18 protein-coding genes and 2 riboswitches are annotated in these 17,872 nt (G+C 44.9%); all 18 genes read left to right on the forward strand.

Features of this window, described 5'->3' with window-relative positions; genetic code table 11:
* Positions 1-33 precede the first annotated feature (33 nt).
* The 18 genes from M1D65_RS03470 to purH all read left to right on the forward strand — a co-directional run bounded on the left by M1D65_RS03470 (position 34) and on the right by purH (position 17,869).
* Positions 34-567, forward strand: a complete 534-nt coding sequence (locus tag M1D65_RS03470) for a sigma-70 family RNA polymerase sigma factor (protein WP_017695646.1) — start codon at positions 34-36, stop codon at positions 565-567.
* Positions 549-2,015 carry a DUF4179 domain-containing protein gene (locus tag M1D65_RS03475; RefSeq protein ID WP_308154147.1) on the forward strand — a complete coding sequence of 489 codons (1,467 nt, stop codon included), beginning with the start codon at positions 549-551 and terminating at the stop codon, positions 2,013-2,015. Before M1D65_RS03470 ends, M1D65_RS03475 begins: the two co-directional genes overlap by 19 nt.
* A gap of 147 nt (positions 2,016-2,162) precedes the next feature.
* A riboswitch (purine riboswitch) is annotated at positions 2,163-2,264 on the forward strand.
* A gap of 135 nt (positions 2,265-2,399) precedes the next feature.
* On the forward strand, positions 2,400-3,722 hold the full coding sequence (gene pbuG, locus M1D65_RS03480; protein ID WP_069837337.1) for a hypoxanthine/guanine permease PbuG: 1,323 nt from the start codon (positions 2,400-2,402) through the stop codon (positions 3,720-3,722).
* Between the two features lie 210 nt (positions 3,723-3,932).
* Complete coding sequence (locus M1D65_RS03485; RefSeq protein ID WP_014476025.1) at positions 3,933-4,736, forward strand: hypothetical protein; 804 nt, start codon at positions 3,933-3,935, stop codon at positions 4,734-4,736.
* Between the two features lie 158 nt (positions 4,737-4,894).
* On the forward strand, positions 4,895-5,062 hold the full coding sequence (locus M1D65_RS03490) for a Fur-regulated basic protein FbpA (protein ID WP_003244066.1): 168 nt from the start codon (positions 4,895-4,897) through the stop codon (positions 5,060-5,062).
* Positions 5,063-5,275: 213 nt separating this feature from the next.
* Entirely contained in the window at positions 5,276-5,830 is a 555-nt protein-coding gene (locus M1D65_RS03495) for a DUF2179 domain-containing protein (protein WP_015482896.1), read from the forward strand.
* On the forward strand, positions 5,830-6,027 hold the full coding sequence (locus M1D65_RS03500; protein ID WP_003219403.1) for an NETI motif-containing protein: 198 nt from the start codon (positions 5,830-5,832) through the stop codon (positions 6,025-6,027). Before M1D65_RS03495 ends, M1D65_RS03500 begins: the two co-directional genes overlap by 1 nt.
* Positions 6,028-6,106: 79 nt before the next feature.
* Positions 6,107-6,208, forward strand: a riboswitch (purine riboswitch).
* 141 nt (positions 6,209-6,349) lie between these two features.
* The gene (gene purE / locus M1D65_RS03505) at positions 6,350-6,838 is read left to right on the forward strand and encodes a 5-(carboxyamino)imidazole ribonucleotide mutase (protein ID WP_003244134.1); all 489 of its coding nucleotides are present in this window, start codon (positions 6,350-6,352) and stop codon (positions 6,836-6,838) included.
* Positions 6,831-7,973 (forward strand): 5-(carboxyamino)imidazole ribonucleotide synthase, encoded by a 1,143-nt coding sequence (gene purK / locus M1D65_RS03510; RefSeq protein WP_456270771.1) that lies wholly within the window; start codon positions 6,831-6,833, stop codon positions 7,971-7,973. The genes purE and purK overlap by 8 nt, the downstream gene beginning before the upstream one ends.
* Entirely contained in the window at positions 7,970-9,265 is a 1,296-nt protein-coding gene (purB, locus tag M1D65_RS03515) for an adenylosuccinate lyase (RefSeq protein ID WP_456270772.1), read from the forward strand. The genes purK and purB overlap by 4 nt, the downstream gene beginning before the upstream one ends.
* A 73-nt stretch (positions 9,266-9,338) precedes the next feature.
* Positions 9,339-10,064 carry a phosphoribosylaminoimidazolesuccinocarboxamide synthase gene (purC, locus tag M1D65_RS03520; protein ID WP_456270773.1) on the forward strand — a complete coding sequence of 242 codons (726 nt, stop codon included), beginning with the start codon at positions 9,339-9,341 and terminating at the stop codon, positions 10,062-10,064.
* On the forward strand, positions 10,057-10,311 hold the full coding sequence (gene purS / locus M1D65_RS03525; protein ID WP_003219409.1) for a phosphoribosylformylglycinamidine synthase subunit PurS: 255 nt from the start codon (positions 10,057-10,059) through the stop codon (positions 10,309-10,311). Before purC ends, purS begins: the two co-directional genes overlap by 8 nt.
* Positions 10,308-10,991, forward strand: a complete 684-nt coding sequence (gene purQ, locus M1D65_RS03530; protein WP_003243954.1) for a phosphoribosylformylglycinamidine synthase subunit PurQ — start codon at positions 10,308-10,310, stop codon at positions 10,989-10,991. The genes purS and purQ overlap by 4 nt, the downstream gene beginning before the upstream one ends.
* Positions 10,975-13,203, forward strand: a complete 2,229-nt coding sequence (gene purL, locus M1D65_RS03535; RefSeq protein WP_411263169.1) for a phosphoribosylformylglycinamidine synthase subunit PurL — start codon at positions 10,975-10,977, stop codon at positions 13,201-13,203. The genes purQ and purL overlap by 17 nt, the downstream gene beginning before the upstream one ends.
* The gene (gene purF, locus M1D65_RS03540) at positions 13,179-14,609 is read left to right on the forward strand and encodes an amidophosphoribosyltransferase (RefSeq protein WP_003233947.1); all 1,431 of its coding nucleotides are present in this window, start codon (positions 13,179-13,181) and stop codon (positions 14,607-14,609) included. The genes purL and purF overlap by 25 nt, the downstream gene beginning before the upstream one ends.
* 100 nt (positions 14,610-14,709) lie before the next feature.
* Positions 14,710-15,750: a phosphoribosylformylglycinamidine cyclo-ligase gene (gene purM, locus M1D65_RS03545; protein WP_021481302.1), complete on the forward strand. Its 1,041-nt coding sequence runs from the start codon at positions 14,710-14,712 to the stop codon at positions 15,748-15,750.
* A complete protein-coding gene (gene purN / locus M1D65_RS03550; protein ID WP_411263170.1) occupies positions 15,747-16,334 on the forward strand; it encodes a phosphoribosylglycinamide formyltransferase in 588 nt (195 codons plus the stop codon). Before purM ends, purN begins: the two co-directional genes overlap by 4 nt.
* Positions 16,331-17,869, forward strand: a complete 1,539-nt coding sequence (gene purH, locus M1D65_RS03555; RefSeq protein WP_003233940.1) for a bifunctional phosphoribosylaminoimidazolecarboxamide formyltransferase/IMP cyclohydrolase — start codon at positions 16,331-16,333, stop codon at positions 17,867-17,869. Before purN ends, purH begins: the two co-directional genes overlap by 4 nt.
* Positions 17,870-17,872 lie beyond the last annotated feature (3 nt).

A 17,872-nucleotide genomic window follows, 5' to 3' on the forward strand; every position in this document is an offset into this window, starting at 1 on the left:
TTTTCGTATCTAACAACATAGGAGGTGGATAAGGTGAAGGAAGAAAGATTGATTACAAAGGCGAGAAAAGGAAATGCTCGGGCCTTTGAAAAGCTTATGCTGGCACATCAGGAGACTTTATATAAAACAGCTTATCTCTATTTAAGAAATAAAGAAGATGCACTTGATGCTGTACAGGAAACAGCTTATAAAGCTTTTATCAGTATAGAAAAACTAAAAGAGCCAAAGTATTTTTTAACGTGGCTTACTCGAATATTGATTCATACCATTTTTGCCATGAATAAAAAGAAAGGAGATTTGGTTCCGTTTGAGAAACATCATGATGCTGGAACTAATCAAGCAAATATTGAGGAATACATAGACTTGCGAAATGCGATTGATTTACTTGATGAACATGTTCAGCTCACGATTCAGCTCTATTATTTTCAAGATTATTCAATATCAATGATAGCTGAACAAACAGGTATGGCAGAAGGCACAATTAAAACCCATTTACATAGAGCGAGAAAAGCATTGAAACAGGAGCTGGAAAAGGAGGATCAAAACAAATGGACAAACACCAAGTGAAGCAGATGTATGATGACATAGCAGTGCCAAAGAAAGCACTCAAAAAGGCAATACATCAAGCTGTCGTTCGTGCTGAAAATGAAAGTAACACAAGGCGCCGTTTTAAATGGGCACGAACTATTACAAATGGAATGGCTATTGCTGCTGTGGTATGTATTTTGTATTTATCATCTGGTCTTTTTCTTCCCTCTGTAAACAAAGCGATGGGAAGCATACCCATTGTCGGACAAATTTATAAGGATTTTCAAGATAAAGTTGGTCTATCATTGTTTAAAAGCAATTTGGTCACAGCTTTAAATGAAAAAGCAGAGTCCAGGGGAATCACTGTTTCTGTAAACAGTTCCTATTACGATGCCGGACAGCTTGTTTATAACTTCACTGTTGATAACTTCCACTCTGATGAAAAAGAGATCATGTATGATGTCGACGAAACGAGTTATAGCGACAACTTTTCAATCAACTACGATTCCTTAATGCTTAAAAAATTAAATAACAAGCAATACGCAGGACAATTAAGGATTTATACAAATGGTACTGAAATAAAAAATGGGGAAACCGTGCCCTTTGTAATTACTCATATCAATGAAATACAGGGAAATTGGAGATTCAAACTGCCTATTACCAAAAAGAATGCGGGTTATTTAGAAAGCTCAAAAGTTATATCGGCTTATCATAATCGTTATCAATTTTCCAATATTCAAGTGGAAAACGGGAAACTTGGATCTGTCCTTCAATTTACAATCGATTATCAAGGCATAGCAAAGCATGATACGGTTGAAATTAACGAAGTTAAAGATGATTTAGGAAACACATATGAGATGTCAGCATCAAACATCGAACTTGGAGATCGCATAAAGGTAAACGAGAGAACGGTAAGAGCAAAAGGACAAACACAGTTAGAATCACCAATCAATCCAAAAGCGAAAAAGCTAACATTAATTGCAGATATTAGATCTGAGGCTGAGGGCAGTGAAATCGTCCCTCTAAATGCAGAGATGCCGTATCGTCTTTCGGAAACAAAGCATCAAAACATAGGGATAGAAATCAATAACATTAAACAAGAGGGGAGGGAAGTATTGGTTCATTACCGTTTCACTGGAGTTGATACTTCAAATATGTCAAAAGATGACTTAGTGAATATAGGTGAAATGATTGGCCTTGGTGATATGAAAAAAATGCAATCATGGTCTGATCCAATGGCTTATTATGAAGAAGGCTATTATTTGAAATGGAATAAAGCTGAAGTGAAGAATATGGACACAGCCGAAATGGTATCAACTTTTGAACTGGATGACGCTTATCTTGATAAGCTGTCTTTAAAGCATTTTGAGTTTAATGAATACGGTCTGTATATTGATAAAGGCGTTTTAAATGACCTGATTCAACTAAAGCCATTCTCGTTTACTGTACCAGTGCATCAGGTGAGTCAGCCTACCGAAAAAAAATAATCATAAGTTGAAAAGCCGTATGTTGCCATACATACGGTTTTTATCATTGTTACCAATTTAGTCAATAGACGAATAAACCAATTTTTTTAATAAGTAATGTTCGTTTTTTATATTGTCATTTCAAAATGAAGTTGGTACAATAGACACAGAAATCAAATAAGATGAATTCGTATAATCGCGGGAATATGGCTCGCAAGTCTCTACCAAGCTACCGTAAATGGCTTGACTACGTAAACATTTCTTTCGTTTGATATAAATAAAACACGTTTATTTATTCAAACTGAAATCCGTCTGTAGTCAAGCGTCCCAAAATGTATTGGGGCGCTTTTTATTTGGCGTTTTCAGGACAGAATAAATAGCAAAGAGTGAAGGGAGTCAAATAGCTTGAAAAAGTATTTTCAGTTTGATGAGCTGGGCACCAGCTATCGCAATGAAATCATTGGCGGATTAACGACTTTTTTATCTATGGCATATATTTTGTTCGTCAATCCGATTACGCTTGCTTTGGACAGCGTGAAAGATTTTCCGGAGGCGCTGAGAATTGACCAGGGTGCGGTCTTTACGGCGACAGCGCTGGCGTCTGCAGCAGGCTGTATCTTAATGGGATTAATAGCGAGATATCCGATTGCCATCGCGCCGGGTATGGGGCTGAACGCGTTTTTTGCGTTTTCTGTTGTCCTTGGTATGGGTATTTCATGGCAGGCAGCTTTGTCTGGTGTTTTTATTTCAGGTCTTATTTTCGTTGCTCTTTCTTTAACAGGTTTTCGTGAAAAAATCATCAACGCCATTCCGCCTGAGCTGAAATTGGCAGTCGGTGCGGGGATCGGCCTGTTTATTACATTCGTTGGTTTGCAAGGCTCAGGAATCATTACTGCAAATCCTTCTACGCTCGTCACGATCGGAAACATTCACAGCGGTCCTGTGCTGTTAACGATTTTCGGTGTGATTGTCACGGTTATTTTAATGGTGCTTCGCGTGAACGCAGGCGTGTTTATCGGGATGTTATTAACAGCGGTAGCCGGCATGATTTTCGGTTTGGTTCCGGTTCCGACTCAAATTGTCGGCAGTGTGCCAAGCCTTGCGCCGACTTTCGGACAAGCGTGGATTCACCTCCCGGATATTTTCTCTGTACAAATGCTGATCGTTATTTTAACATTCTTGTTTGTCGGATTTTTTGATACAGCTGGTACACTTGTTGCTGTGGCGACACAAGCTGGTTTAATGAAGGAAAACAAATTGCCGCGTGCGGGCCGTGCGCTTTTAGCTGATTCATCTTCTATTGTGATCGGTGCCGTGCTTGGTACGTCTACAACAACTTCTTATGTGGAATCAAGCTCAGGTGTCGCTGCGGGTGCCCGTTCAGGATTTGCCGCAATTGTAACAGGGATTCTCTTTTTACTGGCTACGTTTTTCTCTCCGCTCCTATCAGTCGTTACGTCAAATGTAACAGCGCCGGCGCTTATTATTGTTGGTGCATTGATGGTGGCGCCGCTTGGCAAAATCGCTTGGGATAAGTTCGAAGTGGCCGTTCCTGCTTTCCTTACCATGATCATGATGCCGTTAACGTACAGCATTGCGACTGGTATTGCCATCGGGTTTATTTTCTATCCGATTACAATGGTGTGCAAAGGAAAAGCCAAAGAGGTTCATCCAATCATGTACGGGCTGTTTATCGTATTTATCCTGTACTTTATCTTCTTAAAATAAGGAATGAAAAACCAGCTGCACAGGCAGCTGGTTTTTTTGTTGCAAAAGATAAAACCATTTCATACGATATACCGTCATGTAGATGTGCCGCCATGCTTTACTTAAATGGAAATGACTTGACTGTTCAGGAAGGCTTCGGTACCTTATATAAGTGTTTTATTTTCTTGCTGAATGGTATTCCGCCGTATTTTTTTGATAGGAGTTGCTGACATGACGGAAGAAAGAAAAGAAACGTTTGAAGAAGAAATTAACCAGAGTGAAAGAATAGATGCAGATGAAGAACCGCTATCGAGAATGTCCAGAAAGGCGAGCCGGCAAAGCAAGCAGAAGCAAAAACAAAAGCAGAAACCGCGCCAGGAACGCGGTGAATCAACTGTTAAAGACAAGCTTGCGTCTGTTTGGGCAGCCATCAACAGATATTGCGGATTTGCGTTCTCGATTTTAAAATCTCCGGCGAAAACTGTCGTAACGGATGGTTTTTCTCATTATAAGTACGGTCTGATTTCAATGCTTATATTCAGTATCATTTTTTCAATTGGGAATTGGTTTCAGTTAAAGGCAAGCTGGAATCGGCCGCTCGGTTTCGGAGAACGCCATCATGCTTTCTATGACGGGTTTTTAGTTGTTCTTGTGTATTTGCTGATCTTTTTCGCGGTAATGGTCTTTGCTATATGGGCTGTCTCCCGCTATATGATGAAGCAGAAGGTGACGTTCAGAGAAGCAGCTGCCGTATTGGGTTCATTGCTTGTACCGATAATTGCTGTTTCAATCCTTTGGCTGATCTTTGCGATCGTAAATATCCCAATGCTGACAGTACTGTTTACGGTGCTGATCTTGTTTTCCATCTTTTTTATCATCGCGCTGTATGTACAGCGTGTGTACCAGGCGGCACAAGATGCACCAATTGATTATATCTATTGTGTATTTGCAGTGGTTGCGATAGCGCTGCTGTTTACGGCAGTGACTTGGCCGTTTATTTCTGAATATTTTACGGCGTCGCTGATTCCGCTTTAATGAAAAAACCGGCTAATCCTAGCCGGTTTTTTTATGTCACACTTTTTACAAATATATCTAAAAAACATAGTTGATTTGTAGGATTAACCCGTGTATGATGGGGAAAATGCTGAAAACGTCCAGCGCAAAAACCTTTATGTTTAAGGAGGATGATGGACATGGCTGATGTGCTTCGCCGAGCAATTAACCAAAAGAAGCAATTTTTAAAAACCAAATTACTGCTCTCGGAATTTTATCAAGGAAGAGGGGAACAGCTTGCTGACTACACGCTGAGTGAGCTTGAGAAAGAATACAAGTCCCTTCAGAAAATGAAAAAAGAGATCTGACAATAGATATAAAGAGGTGAGTCTGCTGAAAAGCGGGCTTTTTTGTTTTGATTTTGAAAAGGCGAGAAAGAGGGTAAACTACTACTGTTCAACACATAAAAGCATGTCGAAATATTTTGCTTAAACTTACGGGCGAAGCTGATTGTAAACGGCTCATTTCTCTAGTAGAATATGAATGCTTTGTGCAAGCTGAAGAGTAGGGGGATGAATAAAATGATGCAAACCATCTTATCAAATGGGATAGCCATGGTTCTCATAATTCTCATTATTAATATTGTCTATGTGTCATTTTTTACGATAAGAATGATTTTAACGCTGAAAGGACAGCGTTATTTAGCGGCCGGCATCAGTACGATTGAAATACTGGTTTATGTGACAGGGCTGAGTCTGGTGCTCGATAACTTAGACCAGATTCAAAATGTGATCGCGTACGCGCTCGGTTACGGTCTAGGCGTCATTGTCGGCATGAAAATAGAAGAAAAATTGGCGCTTGGCTATATTATGGTCAATGTGATTACGAAGGAGCTCGATCTTGATCTTCCGAAGCAGCTCCGTGAAAAAGGCTACGGCGTGACAAATTGGGTGGCAGGCGGGCTTGAAGGCGACCGCACAGCCCTTCAGATCCTGACGCCGAGAAAATATGAACTCCAGCTATATGATACGATTAAAACACTTGATTCAAAAGCCTTTATTATTGCGTACGAACCAAAAACAATCCACGGCGGCTTCTGGGTCAAAGCGGTGAAGAAGAGGAGAATTAAAGAATAATGGCAAAGCCGAAGAAGAAAAAGTTTGAAGTGACAGAGCAGCAAACGATTGATGCGGTGCTTCAGCAAATGAAAGAAGAAGGATATCTGCCTGTAAGGCGAATGGAAGAGCCTATTTTTATGGAAAAAAAGGAAAATGGGTCAATTCAGATCGTTCCGTGCGGGAAAAAAATCGTATTTGAAGGGAAATTGATCTAAAACACGAACATTAGTAGAATGAATTTTTGTATCGTTCGATAATATCGTTGACATTATCCATGTCCGTTGTTAAGATAAACATGAAATCAAAACACGACCTCATATAATCTTGGGAATATGGCCCATAAGTTTCTACCCGGCAACCGTAAATTGCCGGACTATGCAGGAAAGTGATCGATAAAACTGACATGGATATATCGCAGAAGCGAACGACTGACGATACATGTACCATGCCCGGTTTGTATTGCTTCCTCATAAGTGCAATGCAGAGCGGGTATTTTTTATTTTCTGAAAACAAAAGCATTAGAAGGTGGGGAACAGAATGCAGCCGCTAGTAGGAATCATCATGGGAAGCACTTCCGATTGGGAGACAATGAAACACGCATGCGACATACTTGACGAACTCAATGTTCCGTACGAAAAAAAGGTCGTTTCCGCTCACCGGACGCCTGATTTCATGTTTGAATATGCTGAAACTGCTAGAGAAAGAGGCATCAAGGTGATTATTGCCGGGGCCGGAGGAGCGGCGCATCTGCCAGGGATGACGGCTGCGAAAACAACACTGCCAGTCATTGGAGTTCCGGTTCAGTCCAAGGCGCTGAACGGAATGGATTCACTTCTTTCCATCGTCCAAATGCCTGGAGGCGTGCCTGTTGCGACAACATCCATCGGCAAAGCGGGTGCTGTGAACGCAGGCCTGTTAGCGGCGCAAATTTTGTCAGCATTTGACGAAGACCTTGCCCGTAAGCTGGATGAGAGAAGAGAAAATACAAAACAGACAGTGTTAGAAAGCAGTGATCAGCTTGTCTAAACAAATCATCTATCCGGGAGCTGTAATCGGCATTATCGGCGGCGGCCAGCTTGGGAAAATGATGGCTGTGTCCGCCAAACAAATGGGGTATAAAGTCGCGGTCGTTGATCCGGTGAAAGATTCGCCGTGCGGGCAGGTTGCGGATGTCGAAATTACCGCTCATTATAATGACCGTGAAGCGATTCGAAAATTGGCTGAAATCAGCGATATCATCACATATGAGTTTGAAAACATCGACTATGATGCGCTGCATTGGCTGAAAGATCATGCGTATCTCCCGCAAGGAAGTGAGCTGCTGCTCATTACCCAAAACCGTGAAACAGAGAAAAAAGCAATTCAATCCGCGGGCTGTGAAGTCGCACCGTACAGCATCGTCAAAACAAAGAATGAATTGAAACAGGCGGTACAAGAGCTCGGGTTACCCGCAGTTCTGAAGACATGCCGCGGCGGGTACGACGGCAAAGGCCAATTTGTGATAAAAGAAGAGGCGCAAATGGAGCAGGCAGCCGGTCTGTTAGAACACGGAACTTGCATTCTTGAAAGCTGGGTTTCTTTTGAAATGGAACTGTCGGTGATCGTCGTCAGATCGGTAAACGGTGAAATTTCAACATTTCCGACAGCTGAAAACATTCACCACAACAATATTCTTTTCAAAAGCATCGTGCCCGCACGGGTAGAGAAAGGGATTCAGCAGAAGGCTGCTGATCTCGCAGTTAAGCTTGCAGATGAGCTTAACCTTGTTGGACCGCTTGCTGTTGAGATGTTCCTGACAGAGGACGGAGAGCTTTTGGTCAATGAACTGGCGCCAAGACCGCACAATTCTGGGCATTATACGCTGGATCTTTGCGAGACGAGCCAGTATGAGCAGCATATCAGAGCGGTATGCGGGCTTCCGCTTGGGAAGACAGATTTGCTGAAGCCGGGCATGATGGTGAATCTTCTCGGCGATGAAGTGAAGCTTGTTGAGGAAGACCCGGAGCTTTTAAAAGAGGCAAAGCTATATATATACGGAAAACATGAAATCAAAAAAGGCCGCAAAATGGGGCATATTACATTTATGAAGCAGCCTGAAGACGAATGGATTCAGGAGATCACAAATAAATGGATGAATAGAGATGGAGGACAAGCAGAATGATCGAACGTTATTCAAGACCTGAAATGTCCGCGATTTGGACGGATGAAAACAGATTTCAAGCATGGCTGGAGGTAGAGATTCTTGCCTGTGAAGCGTGGGCGGAGCTTGGCGTCATTCCGAAAGAAGATGTAAAAGTTATGCGTGAGAACGCATCATTTGACATCAACCGCATTTTAGAAATCGAACAGGACACGCGCCATGACGTTGTCGCTTTTACGCGCGCCGTTTCCGAATCACTGGGCAAAGAAAGAAAATGGGTGCACTACGGATTAACGTCAACTGACGTTGTTGATACGGCTCTTTCCTACTTATTAAAACAGGCAAACGATATTTTGCTCAAGGATCTTGAGAGATTTGTTGACATTATTAAAGAAAAAGCGAAAGAACATAAATACACAGTCATGATGGGGCGCACGCACGGCGTACACGCTGAGCCTACAACTTTCGGCTTAAAACTTGCGCTTTGGCATGAAGAAATGAAACGTAATCTTGAGCGCTTCAAACAAGCGAAAGCAGGCATCGAGGTTGGAAAGATTTCTGGCGCTGTCGGCACATATGCGAACATTGATCCATTTGTTGAACAATATGTCTGTGAGAAGCTCGGATTGAAAGCAGCACCGATTTCCACTCAAACCCTTCAGCGTGACCGCCATGCTGACTATATGGCAACACTTGCTTTGATTGCGACAAGCATCGAGAAATTCGCTGTGGAAATCCGTGGACTGCAAAAGAGTGAAACACGTGAAGTAGAGGAATTTTTCGCGAAAGGGCAAAAGGGTTCATCTGCAATGCCGCATAAACGAAATCCGATTGGCTCTGAAAACATGACAGGCATGGCGCGCGTAATCCGCGGCTACATGATGACAGCTTACGAAAATGTTCCATTATGGCATGAGCGCGATATTTCTCATTCTTCAGCAGAACGAATTATTCTTCCGGATGCGACAATTGCGCTGAACTACATGCTGAACCGCTTCTCCAACATCGTGAAGAACTTAACGGTCTTCCCGGAAAACATGAAGCGCAACATGGACCGCACTCTCGGCCTTATCTATTCTCAGCGTGTGCTGCTTGCTTTGATTGACACAGGCCTGACTCGTGAAGAAGCCTATGATACTGTTCAGCCGAAAGCAATGGAAGCGTGGGAAAAACAAGTGCCGTTCCGCGAACTTGTGGAAGCGGAAGAGAAAATCACGTCACGTCTTTCTCCAGAAAAAATTGCTGACTGCTTTGATTACAATTACCATCTGAAAAATGTTGATCTGATCTTTGAACGTTTAGGTTTAGCATAGAAGAAGCTTTTAGCGGCTTCTTCTAAGCCGCCGCAGTTTGAAAATTCCCAACATTCGGGTTAGGAGGCCTTCCGTGAATATTGTGAAGAATGAACTTTTATACGAAGGAAAAGCAAAAAAGATCTACAAAACCGATGACGAAAACACGCTGTATGTCGTGTATAAAGACTCCGCCACTGCCTTTAACGGCGAGAAAAAAGCAGAAATCAGCGGGAAAGGGCGCTTAAATAACGAGATTTCAAGCTTAATTTTCAAACACCTTCATGCAAAGGGCATTAACAATCATTTTATCGAGCGCATTTCGGAAACGGAACAGCTCATTAAAAAGGTAACGATTGTGCCGCTTGAAGTCGTCGTCAGAAATGTTGTGGCAGGAAGCATGTCCAAACGTCTCGGCATTCCAGAAGGCACGGAGCTTGAGCAGCCGATTATCGAGTTTTACTACAAGGATGACGCGCTGGGTGATCCGCTCATCACAGAAGATCATATTTGGCTTTTGAAGGCGGCGACTCCTGAGCAGGTAGAAACCATTAAGTCCATTACAAAAATAGTAAATGAAGAGCTTCAAAGCATCTTCGACGATTGTCATGTCAGATTAATTGATTTCAAGCTTGAATTCGGTTTAGATGCAGAAGGGCAAGTGCTTTTGGCGGATGAAATTTCTCCTGACACATGCCGCTTGTGGGATAAAGAAACGAACGAAAAGCTGGATAAAGATTTATTCAGACGCAATCTGGGGAGCTTAACCGACGCATACGAAGAGATTTTCAAAAGACTGGGAGGCATTCATCATGTATAAAGTAAAAGTTTATGTCAGCTTAAAAGAAAGTGTACTAGATCCACAAGGGAGCGCTGTCCAGCATGCCTTGCACAGTATGACTTATAACGAAGTTCAAGATGTGCGCATCGGGAAATACATGGAGCTTACCATTGAAAAATCTGACCGTGATCTTGACGTGCTAGTGAAAGAAATGTGCGAAAAACTTCTTGCGAACACAGTGATTGAAGATTACAGATACGAGGTTGAGGAGGTAGTCGCACAGTGAAATTTGCGGTGATTGTGTTACCCGGCTCCAACTGTGATATCGATATGTATCATGCTGTAAAGGATGAGCTCGGCCATGAAGTGGAATACGTCTGGCATGAGGAAACAAGTCTTGACGGCTTCGACGGCGTGTTAATTCCGGGAGGATTTTCTTACGGCGATTACTTAAGATGCGGCGCCATCGCCCGATTTGCGAATATTATGCCAGCTGTCAAACAAGCAGCGGCTGAAGGAAAACCTGTTCTTGGCGTCTGTAACGGATTCCAGATTTTACAGGAGCTTGGGCTGCTGCCAGGCGCAATGAGACGCAACAAAGATCTGAAGTTCATTTGCCGTCCGGTTGAATTGATTGTTCAGAACGACGAAACCTTATTCACAGCTTCCTACGAAAAGGGAGAATCGATTACAATCCCGGTTGCCCATGGTGAAGGGAATTTCTACTGTGATGACGAGACGCTTGCTACATTAAAGGAAAACAATCAAATTGCTTTCACATACGGCTCTAATATTAATGGAAGTGTCAGCGACATTGCCGGTGTCGTGAATGAGAAAGGCAATGTATTAGGCATGATGCCTCACCCTGAGCGCGCGGTCGATGAACTGCTTGGAAGCGCCGACGGTCTTAAATTGTTCCAGTCTATCGTGAAAAATTGGAGGGAAACTCATGTCACTACTGCTTGAACCAAGTAAAGAACAAATAAAAGAAGAGAAACTGTATCAGCAAATGGGTGTCAGTGATGATGAGTTTGCATTGATAGAATCCATTCTTGGAAGATTGCCGAACTACACAGAAATCGGAATTTTTTCTGTCATGTGGTCTGAGCATTGCAGCTATAAAAACTCAAAGCCGATTCTGCGTAAATTCCCGACAAGCGGCGAGCGTGTGCTGCAGGGGCCGGGGGAAGGCGCCGGAATCGTTGATATCGGTGATAACCAAGCGGTTGTGTTCAAAATTGAATCACATAACCACCCATCAGCTCTCGAGCCTTACCAAGGCGCTGCGACTGGCGTAGGCGGAATTATCCGTGATGTATTCTCAATGGGTGCACGCCCAATCGCTGTATTGAACTCTCTTCGATTTGGTGAACTGACTTCACCACGCGTGAAGTACTTGTTTGAAGAAGTAGTAGCGGGTATCGCCGGATACGGCAACTGTATCGGCATCCCGACAGTCGGCGGAGAAGTGCAGTTTGACAGCAGCTATGAAGGAAATCCGCTCGTCAACGCCATGTGCGTCGGTTTAATCAACCATGAAGACATCAAAAAAGGCCAGGCGAAGGGTGTCGGCAACACAGTAATGTACGTAGGAGCGAAAACAGGGCGTGACGGCATCCACGGCGCTACGTTTGCTTCTGAAGAAATGTCAGACTCGTCTGAAGAAAAGCGTTCTGCTGTCCAAGTCGGCGATCCGTTTATGGAGAAGCTTTTGCTTGAAGCATGTCTGGAAGTCATCCAATGCGACGCCTTAGTCGGCATTCAGGATATGGGAGCTGCCGGTTTAACAAGCTCAAGTGCAGAAATGGCAAGTAAAGCTGGTTCTGGTATTGAAATGAACCTTGACCTGATTCCTCAGCGAGAAACAGGCATGACCGCGTATGAAATGATGCTTTCTGAATCACAAGAACGGATGCTTTTGGTTATTGAGCGCGGACGTGAGCAGGAAATCATCGATATTTTTGACAAGTATGATCTTGAAGCGGTTTCTGTCGGACATGTGACAGATGATAAAATGCTTCGCCTGACACACAAAGGAGAGGTTGTGTGCGAGCTGCCTGTTGATGCCTTGGCAGAAGAAGCACCGGTTTACCATAAGCCTTCTCAAGAGCCTGCTTATTATCGCGAGTTTTTGGAAACGGACGTTCCGGCTCCGCAAATTGAAGATGCGAATGAAACGCTGAAGGCCCTTCTTCAGCAGCCGACGATTGCGAGTAAAGAGTGGGTTTATGATCAGTATGACTACATGGTGCGCACGAATACAGTTGTCGCTCCTGGGTCTGATGCTGGTGTTCTCAGAATCCGCGGAACGAAAAAGGCGCTGGCGATGACGACAGACTGTAACGCGCGTTATCTCTATCTTGATCCTGAAGTCGGAGGGAAAATTGCTGTCGCTGAAGCAGCGCGCAACATCATTTGCTCAGGCGCAGAACCGCTTGCGGTCACAGATAACCTTAACTTCGGAAACCCGGAGAAGCCGGAAATCTTCTGGCAGATCGAAAAAGCGGCAGACGGCATAAGCGAAGCGTGCAATGTTCTCAGCACACCGGTTATCGGCGGTAACGTATCGCTTTATAACGAATCAAACGGCACGGCGATCTATCCGACACCAGTTATCGGCATGGTTGGCTTAATTGAAGATACAGCACACATTACAACACAGCATTTCAAACAAGCGGGAGATCTCGTATATGTGATCGGTGAAACAAAACCAGAGTTTGCCGGAAGCGAGCTGCAAAAAATGACAGAAGGCCGTATTTACGGCAAAGCGCCGCAAATCGATCTTGATGTAGAGCTGTCTCGTCAAAAAGCACTGCTTGACGCGATTAAAAAAGGCTTCGTTCAATCTGCGCATGATGTGTCTGAAGGCGGCTTAGGCGTAGCGATTGCGGAAAGTGTCATGACGACGGAAAACCTTGGCGCTAATGTGACTGTAGAAGGGGAAGCGGCATTATTATTCTCTGAATCTCAATCCCGCTTCGTCGTTTCAGTGAAAAAAGAACATCAAGCTGCGTTTGAAGCAACTATCAAAGATGCGGTTCATATTGGTGAGGTAACAGCTGACGGAATTCTGGCGATTCAAAACCAAGACGGACAACAAATGATTCATGCGCAAACGAAAGAGCTTGAACGCGTATGGAAAGGAGCTATCCCATGCTTGCTGAAATCAAAGGCTTAAATGAAGAATGCGGCGTTTTTGGGATTTGGGGACATGAAGAAGCCCCGCAGATCACGTATTACGGTCTCCACAGCCTTCAGCACCGAGGACAGGAGGGTGCGGGCATCGTAGCGACTGACGGTGAAAAGCTGACGGCGCACAAAGGCCAAGGGCTGATCACTGAAGTATTTCAAAATGGCGAACTCAGCAAAGTAAAGGGAAAAGGCGCTATCGGGCACGTTCGGTACGCAACGGCTGGAGGCGGCGGATACGAAAATGTTCAGCCGCTCCTCTTCCGTTCCCAAAACAACGGCAGCCTGGCGCTTGCTCATAACGGAAACCTTGTCAACGCCACTCAGCTGAAGCAGCAGCTCGAAAATCAAGGGAGCATTTTTCAAACCTCTTCGGATACAGAGGTTTTGGCTCACCTGATCAAAAGAAGCGGACATTTCACGCTGAAGGACCAAATTAAAAACTCGCTTTCTATGCTGAAAGGCGCCTACGCGTTCCTGATCATGACCGAAACAGAAATGATTGTCGCACTTGATCCAAACGGGCTGAGACCGCTATCCATCGGCATGATGGGCGACGCTTATGTGGTCGCATCAGAAACATGCGCATTTGACGTCGTCGGCGCAACGTACCTTCGCGAGGTAGAGCCGGGAGAAATGCTGATCATTAATGATGAAGGAATGAAATCAGAGCGTTTTTCCATGAATATCAACCGTTCCATTTGCAGCATGGAGTACATTTATTTCTCCAGACCAGACAGCAATATTGACGGTATTAACGTACACAGTGCCCGTAAAAACCTTGGAAAAATGCTGGCTCAGGAATCCGCAGTTGAAGCTGACGTCGTAACCGGGGTTCCGGATTCCAGTATTTCTGCGGCGATCGGCTATGCAGAGGCAACAGGCATTCCGTATGAGCTCGGTTTAATCAAAAACCGCTATGTTGGCAGAACGTTTATTCAGCCGTCCCAGGCTCTGCGTGAGCAAGGCGTCAGAATGAAGCTGTCTGCGGTGCGCGGGGTTGTAGAAGGCAAACGCGTCGTGATGGTGGATGACTCTATCGTACGCGGAACAACTAGCCGCCGGATTGTCACGATGCTTAGAGAAGCGGGTGCGACAGAGGTGCATGTGAAAATCAGTTCACCGCCGATCGCTCATCCGTGCTTTTACGGCATTGATACTTCCACACATGAAGAATTAATCGCGTCTTCGCATTCTGTTGAAGAAATCCGTCAGGAAATCGGAGCCGATACCCTCTCATTTTTGAGTGTGGAAGGGCTGCTGAAAGGCATCGGCAGAAAATACGATGACTCGAATTGCGGACAGTGTCTCGCTTGCTTTACAGGAAAATATCCGACTGAAATTTACCAGGATACAGTGCTTCCTCACGTAAAAGAAGCAGTATTAACCAAATAAAACTTGAAAATGACATAAAGGCAGCGCAGTTCGGCTGCCTTTCTCTTTCTGCCCTCTTTCGGGGAGATATTTTGAAAAGCGCCTTAAAGGAGTGAATAGGATGTCTGAAGCATATAAAAACGCAGGAGTTGACATCGAAGCCGGATATGAAGCTGTAAAACGAATGAAAAAACACGTGGAGCGCACGAAACGGCTTGGTGTTATGGGCAGCCTTGGCGGTTTTGGCGGCATGTTTGACCTGTCTGAGCTTTCTTATCAAAAACCAGTTCTCATTTCGGGAACGGACGGTGTCGGCACAAAATTAAAGCTCGCTTTTTCCATGGATAAGCATGACACGATTGGCGTGGACGCTGTTGCAATGTGTGTCAATGACGTGCTGGCACAAGGTGCAGAGCCGCTGTTTTTCCTCGATTATTTAGCGGTCGGCAAAGCGGACCCAGTGAAAATTGAACAGATTGTACAAGGTGTTGCGGAAGGCTGTGAGCAGTCAGGTTCAGCCTTAGTCGGCGGTGAAACGGCTGAAATGCCAGGACTCTATACAGCTGATGAATACGATATTGCCGGTTTCTCAGTCGGAGTGGCAGAAAAGGACGAAATCGTGACTGGAGAAAACATCGAAGAGGGCCATCTGTTGATCGGCCTCAGCTCCAGCGGCCTTCACAGCAATGGCTTTTCCCTTGTCAGAAAAGTGCTTCTGGATGATGCGGAGCTGGACCTTGATACAACATATGAGCCGTTTGAACGCCCGCTTGGCGAGGAATTGCTTGAACCGACAAGGATTTACGTGAAGCCTGTGCTTGCCGCGGTCAAAAGCGGAAAAATCGACGGCATGGCGCACGTGACAGGCGGAGGATTTATTGAAAATATTCCGCGTATGCTTCCGGAAGGCTTAAGTGCGGAAATTGATCATGGCTCATGGCCGATCCCGCCGATTTTCTCTTTCTTGCAAGAGTACGGCCAGCTAAAGGAAGAAGACATGTTCAACGTCTTTAATATGGGTATTGGTTTTGTTTTGGCTGTCAAAGAAGAGCATCTGACAGATGTGATCGGAACGCTTGAAAGCCATGGCGAAAAAGCCTATTTAATCGGGCGTGTGAAAAAAGGTGAAGGCGTCACATTCGGCGGTGCGGCACTTTCATGAAAAAGTTTGCGGTATTTGCATCAGGAAACGGTTCAAACTTCGAAGCCATCGTCACGCGTTTGAAGGAGGAGAACTGGGATGCGTCAGCAGCGCTCCTCGTTTGCGACAAACCGCAGGCGAAAGTCATCGAACGGGCGGAAGCATTCCATATTCCTTCCTTTACATTTGAGCCCAAGTCTTATGAAAACAAGGCTGCATTTGAACAAGCCATCATTGAACAGCTTCGTCTTCACGAGGTTGAATTGATTGTTCTTGCCGGCTATATGAGGCTGATCGGTGATACGCTCCTTCAAGCATATGGAGGAAAAATCATTAACATTCACCCGTCGCTTCTTCCGGCGTTTCCTGGAATCGACGCAGTCGGACAGGCATACCGGGCGGGTGTGAAGGTGGCCGGAATCACCGTGCATTATGTCGATGAAGGAATGGATACAGGTCCGATCATCGCTCAAAAGGCAATCGAAATTGATGAACATGATACATTGGAAACAATCGAACAGCGGATTCACAAGCTTGAGCATAAATGGTATCCGAGTGTGATTAAACAGCTATTAGGATTAAATAACAGAGGTGAAAAGGCATGACCATTAAACGTGCGTTAATCAGTGTTTCAGATAAAACAAATCTCGTTCCTTTCGTAAAAGAACTGACAGAGCTTGGCGTTGAAGTCATCTCCACAGGCGGAACGAAAAAGCTTCTTCAAGAAAACGGTGTGGATGTGATCGGAATTTCTGAAGTGACAGGCTTCCCTGAAATTATGGACGGCCGGTTAAAAACCCTACACCCGAATATTCACGGCGGCCTTCTGGCGGTTCGCGGCAATGAAGAGCATATGGCGCAGATCAATGAACACGGGATTCAGCCGATTGACCTCGTTGTCGTCAACCTCTATCCATTTAAAGAAACGATTTCTAAAGAAGACGTCACGTATGAAGAAGCGATTGAAAATATCGACATCGGCGGACCTGGCATGCTGCGTGCGGCATCAAAGAACCATCAGGATGTCACGGTTATCGTCGATCCGGCCGATTACAGCCCAGTGCTAAATCAAATCAAAGAAGAAGGCAGCGTATCTCTTCAGAAAAAACGCGAGCTCGCGGCAAAGGTATTCCGTCATACTGCGGCATATGATGCACTGATCGCTGACTATCTGACAAATGTTGTCGGTGAAAAAGAACCAGAGCAATTCACTGTGACATTTGAGAAAAAACAATCGCTTCGCTATGGAGAAAACCCGCATCAGGAAGCAACTTTCTATCAAACAGCTCTTCCTGTCAAAGGCTCCATTGCGCAAGCAGAACAGCTTCACGGAAAAGAGCTTTCTTACAACAACATTAAAGACGCGGATGCGGCAGTTCAAATCGTTCGTGAATTCACTGAACCGGCTGCGGTTGCCGTGAAGCATATGAACCCGTGCGGCGTGGGAACAGGAAAAACGATCGCCGAAGCGTTTGACAGAGCGTTTGAAGCGGATAAAACATCTATCTTCGGCGGCATTATCGCGTTGAACCGTGAAGTGGACAAGACAACTGCCGAAGCGCTTCATAACATTTTCTTAGAAATCATCATTGCGCCTTCATTCAGCCAAGAAGCGCTCGACGTCCTGACTGCGAAGAAAAATCTCCGCCTGCTGACGCTTGACGTATCTGCTGCTGTTCAAAAGGAAAAACAGCTGACATCCGTTCAAGGCGGGCTATTGATTCAAGATTTAGATATGCACGGCTTTGATGATGCTGAGATTAGCATTCCGACAAAAAGAGAGCCGAACGAGCAAGAGTGGGAAGACTTGAAGCTTGCTTGGAAAGTCGTGAAGCATGTGAAATCAAATGCGATTGTTCTCGCGAAGGACAACATGACAGTCGGCGTGGGAGCAGGCCAAATGAACCGCGTCGGATCGGCAAAAATCGCAATCGAGCAAGCAGGGGAAAAAGCGAAAGGCAGTGCGCTCGGATCTGACGCATTTTTCCCAATGCCGGATACTGTTGAAGAAGCAGCAAAAGCGGGCGTTACGGCTATCATTCAGCCGGGGGGATCTGTGCGTGACGAGGATTCCATCAAAAAAGCGGATGAATACGGCATTGCCATGGTATTCACCGGCATCAGACACTTCAAACATTAAGGG

The sequence above is a fragment of the Bacillus sp. JZ39 genome (genome assembly GCF_053903145.1).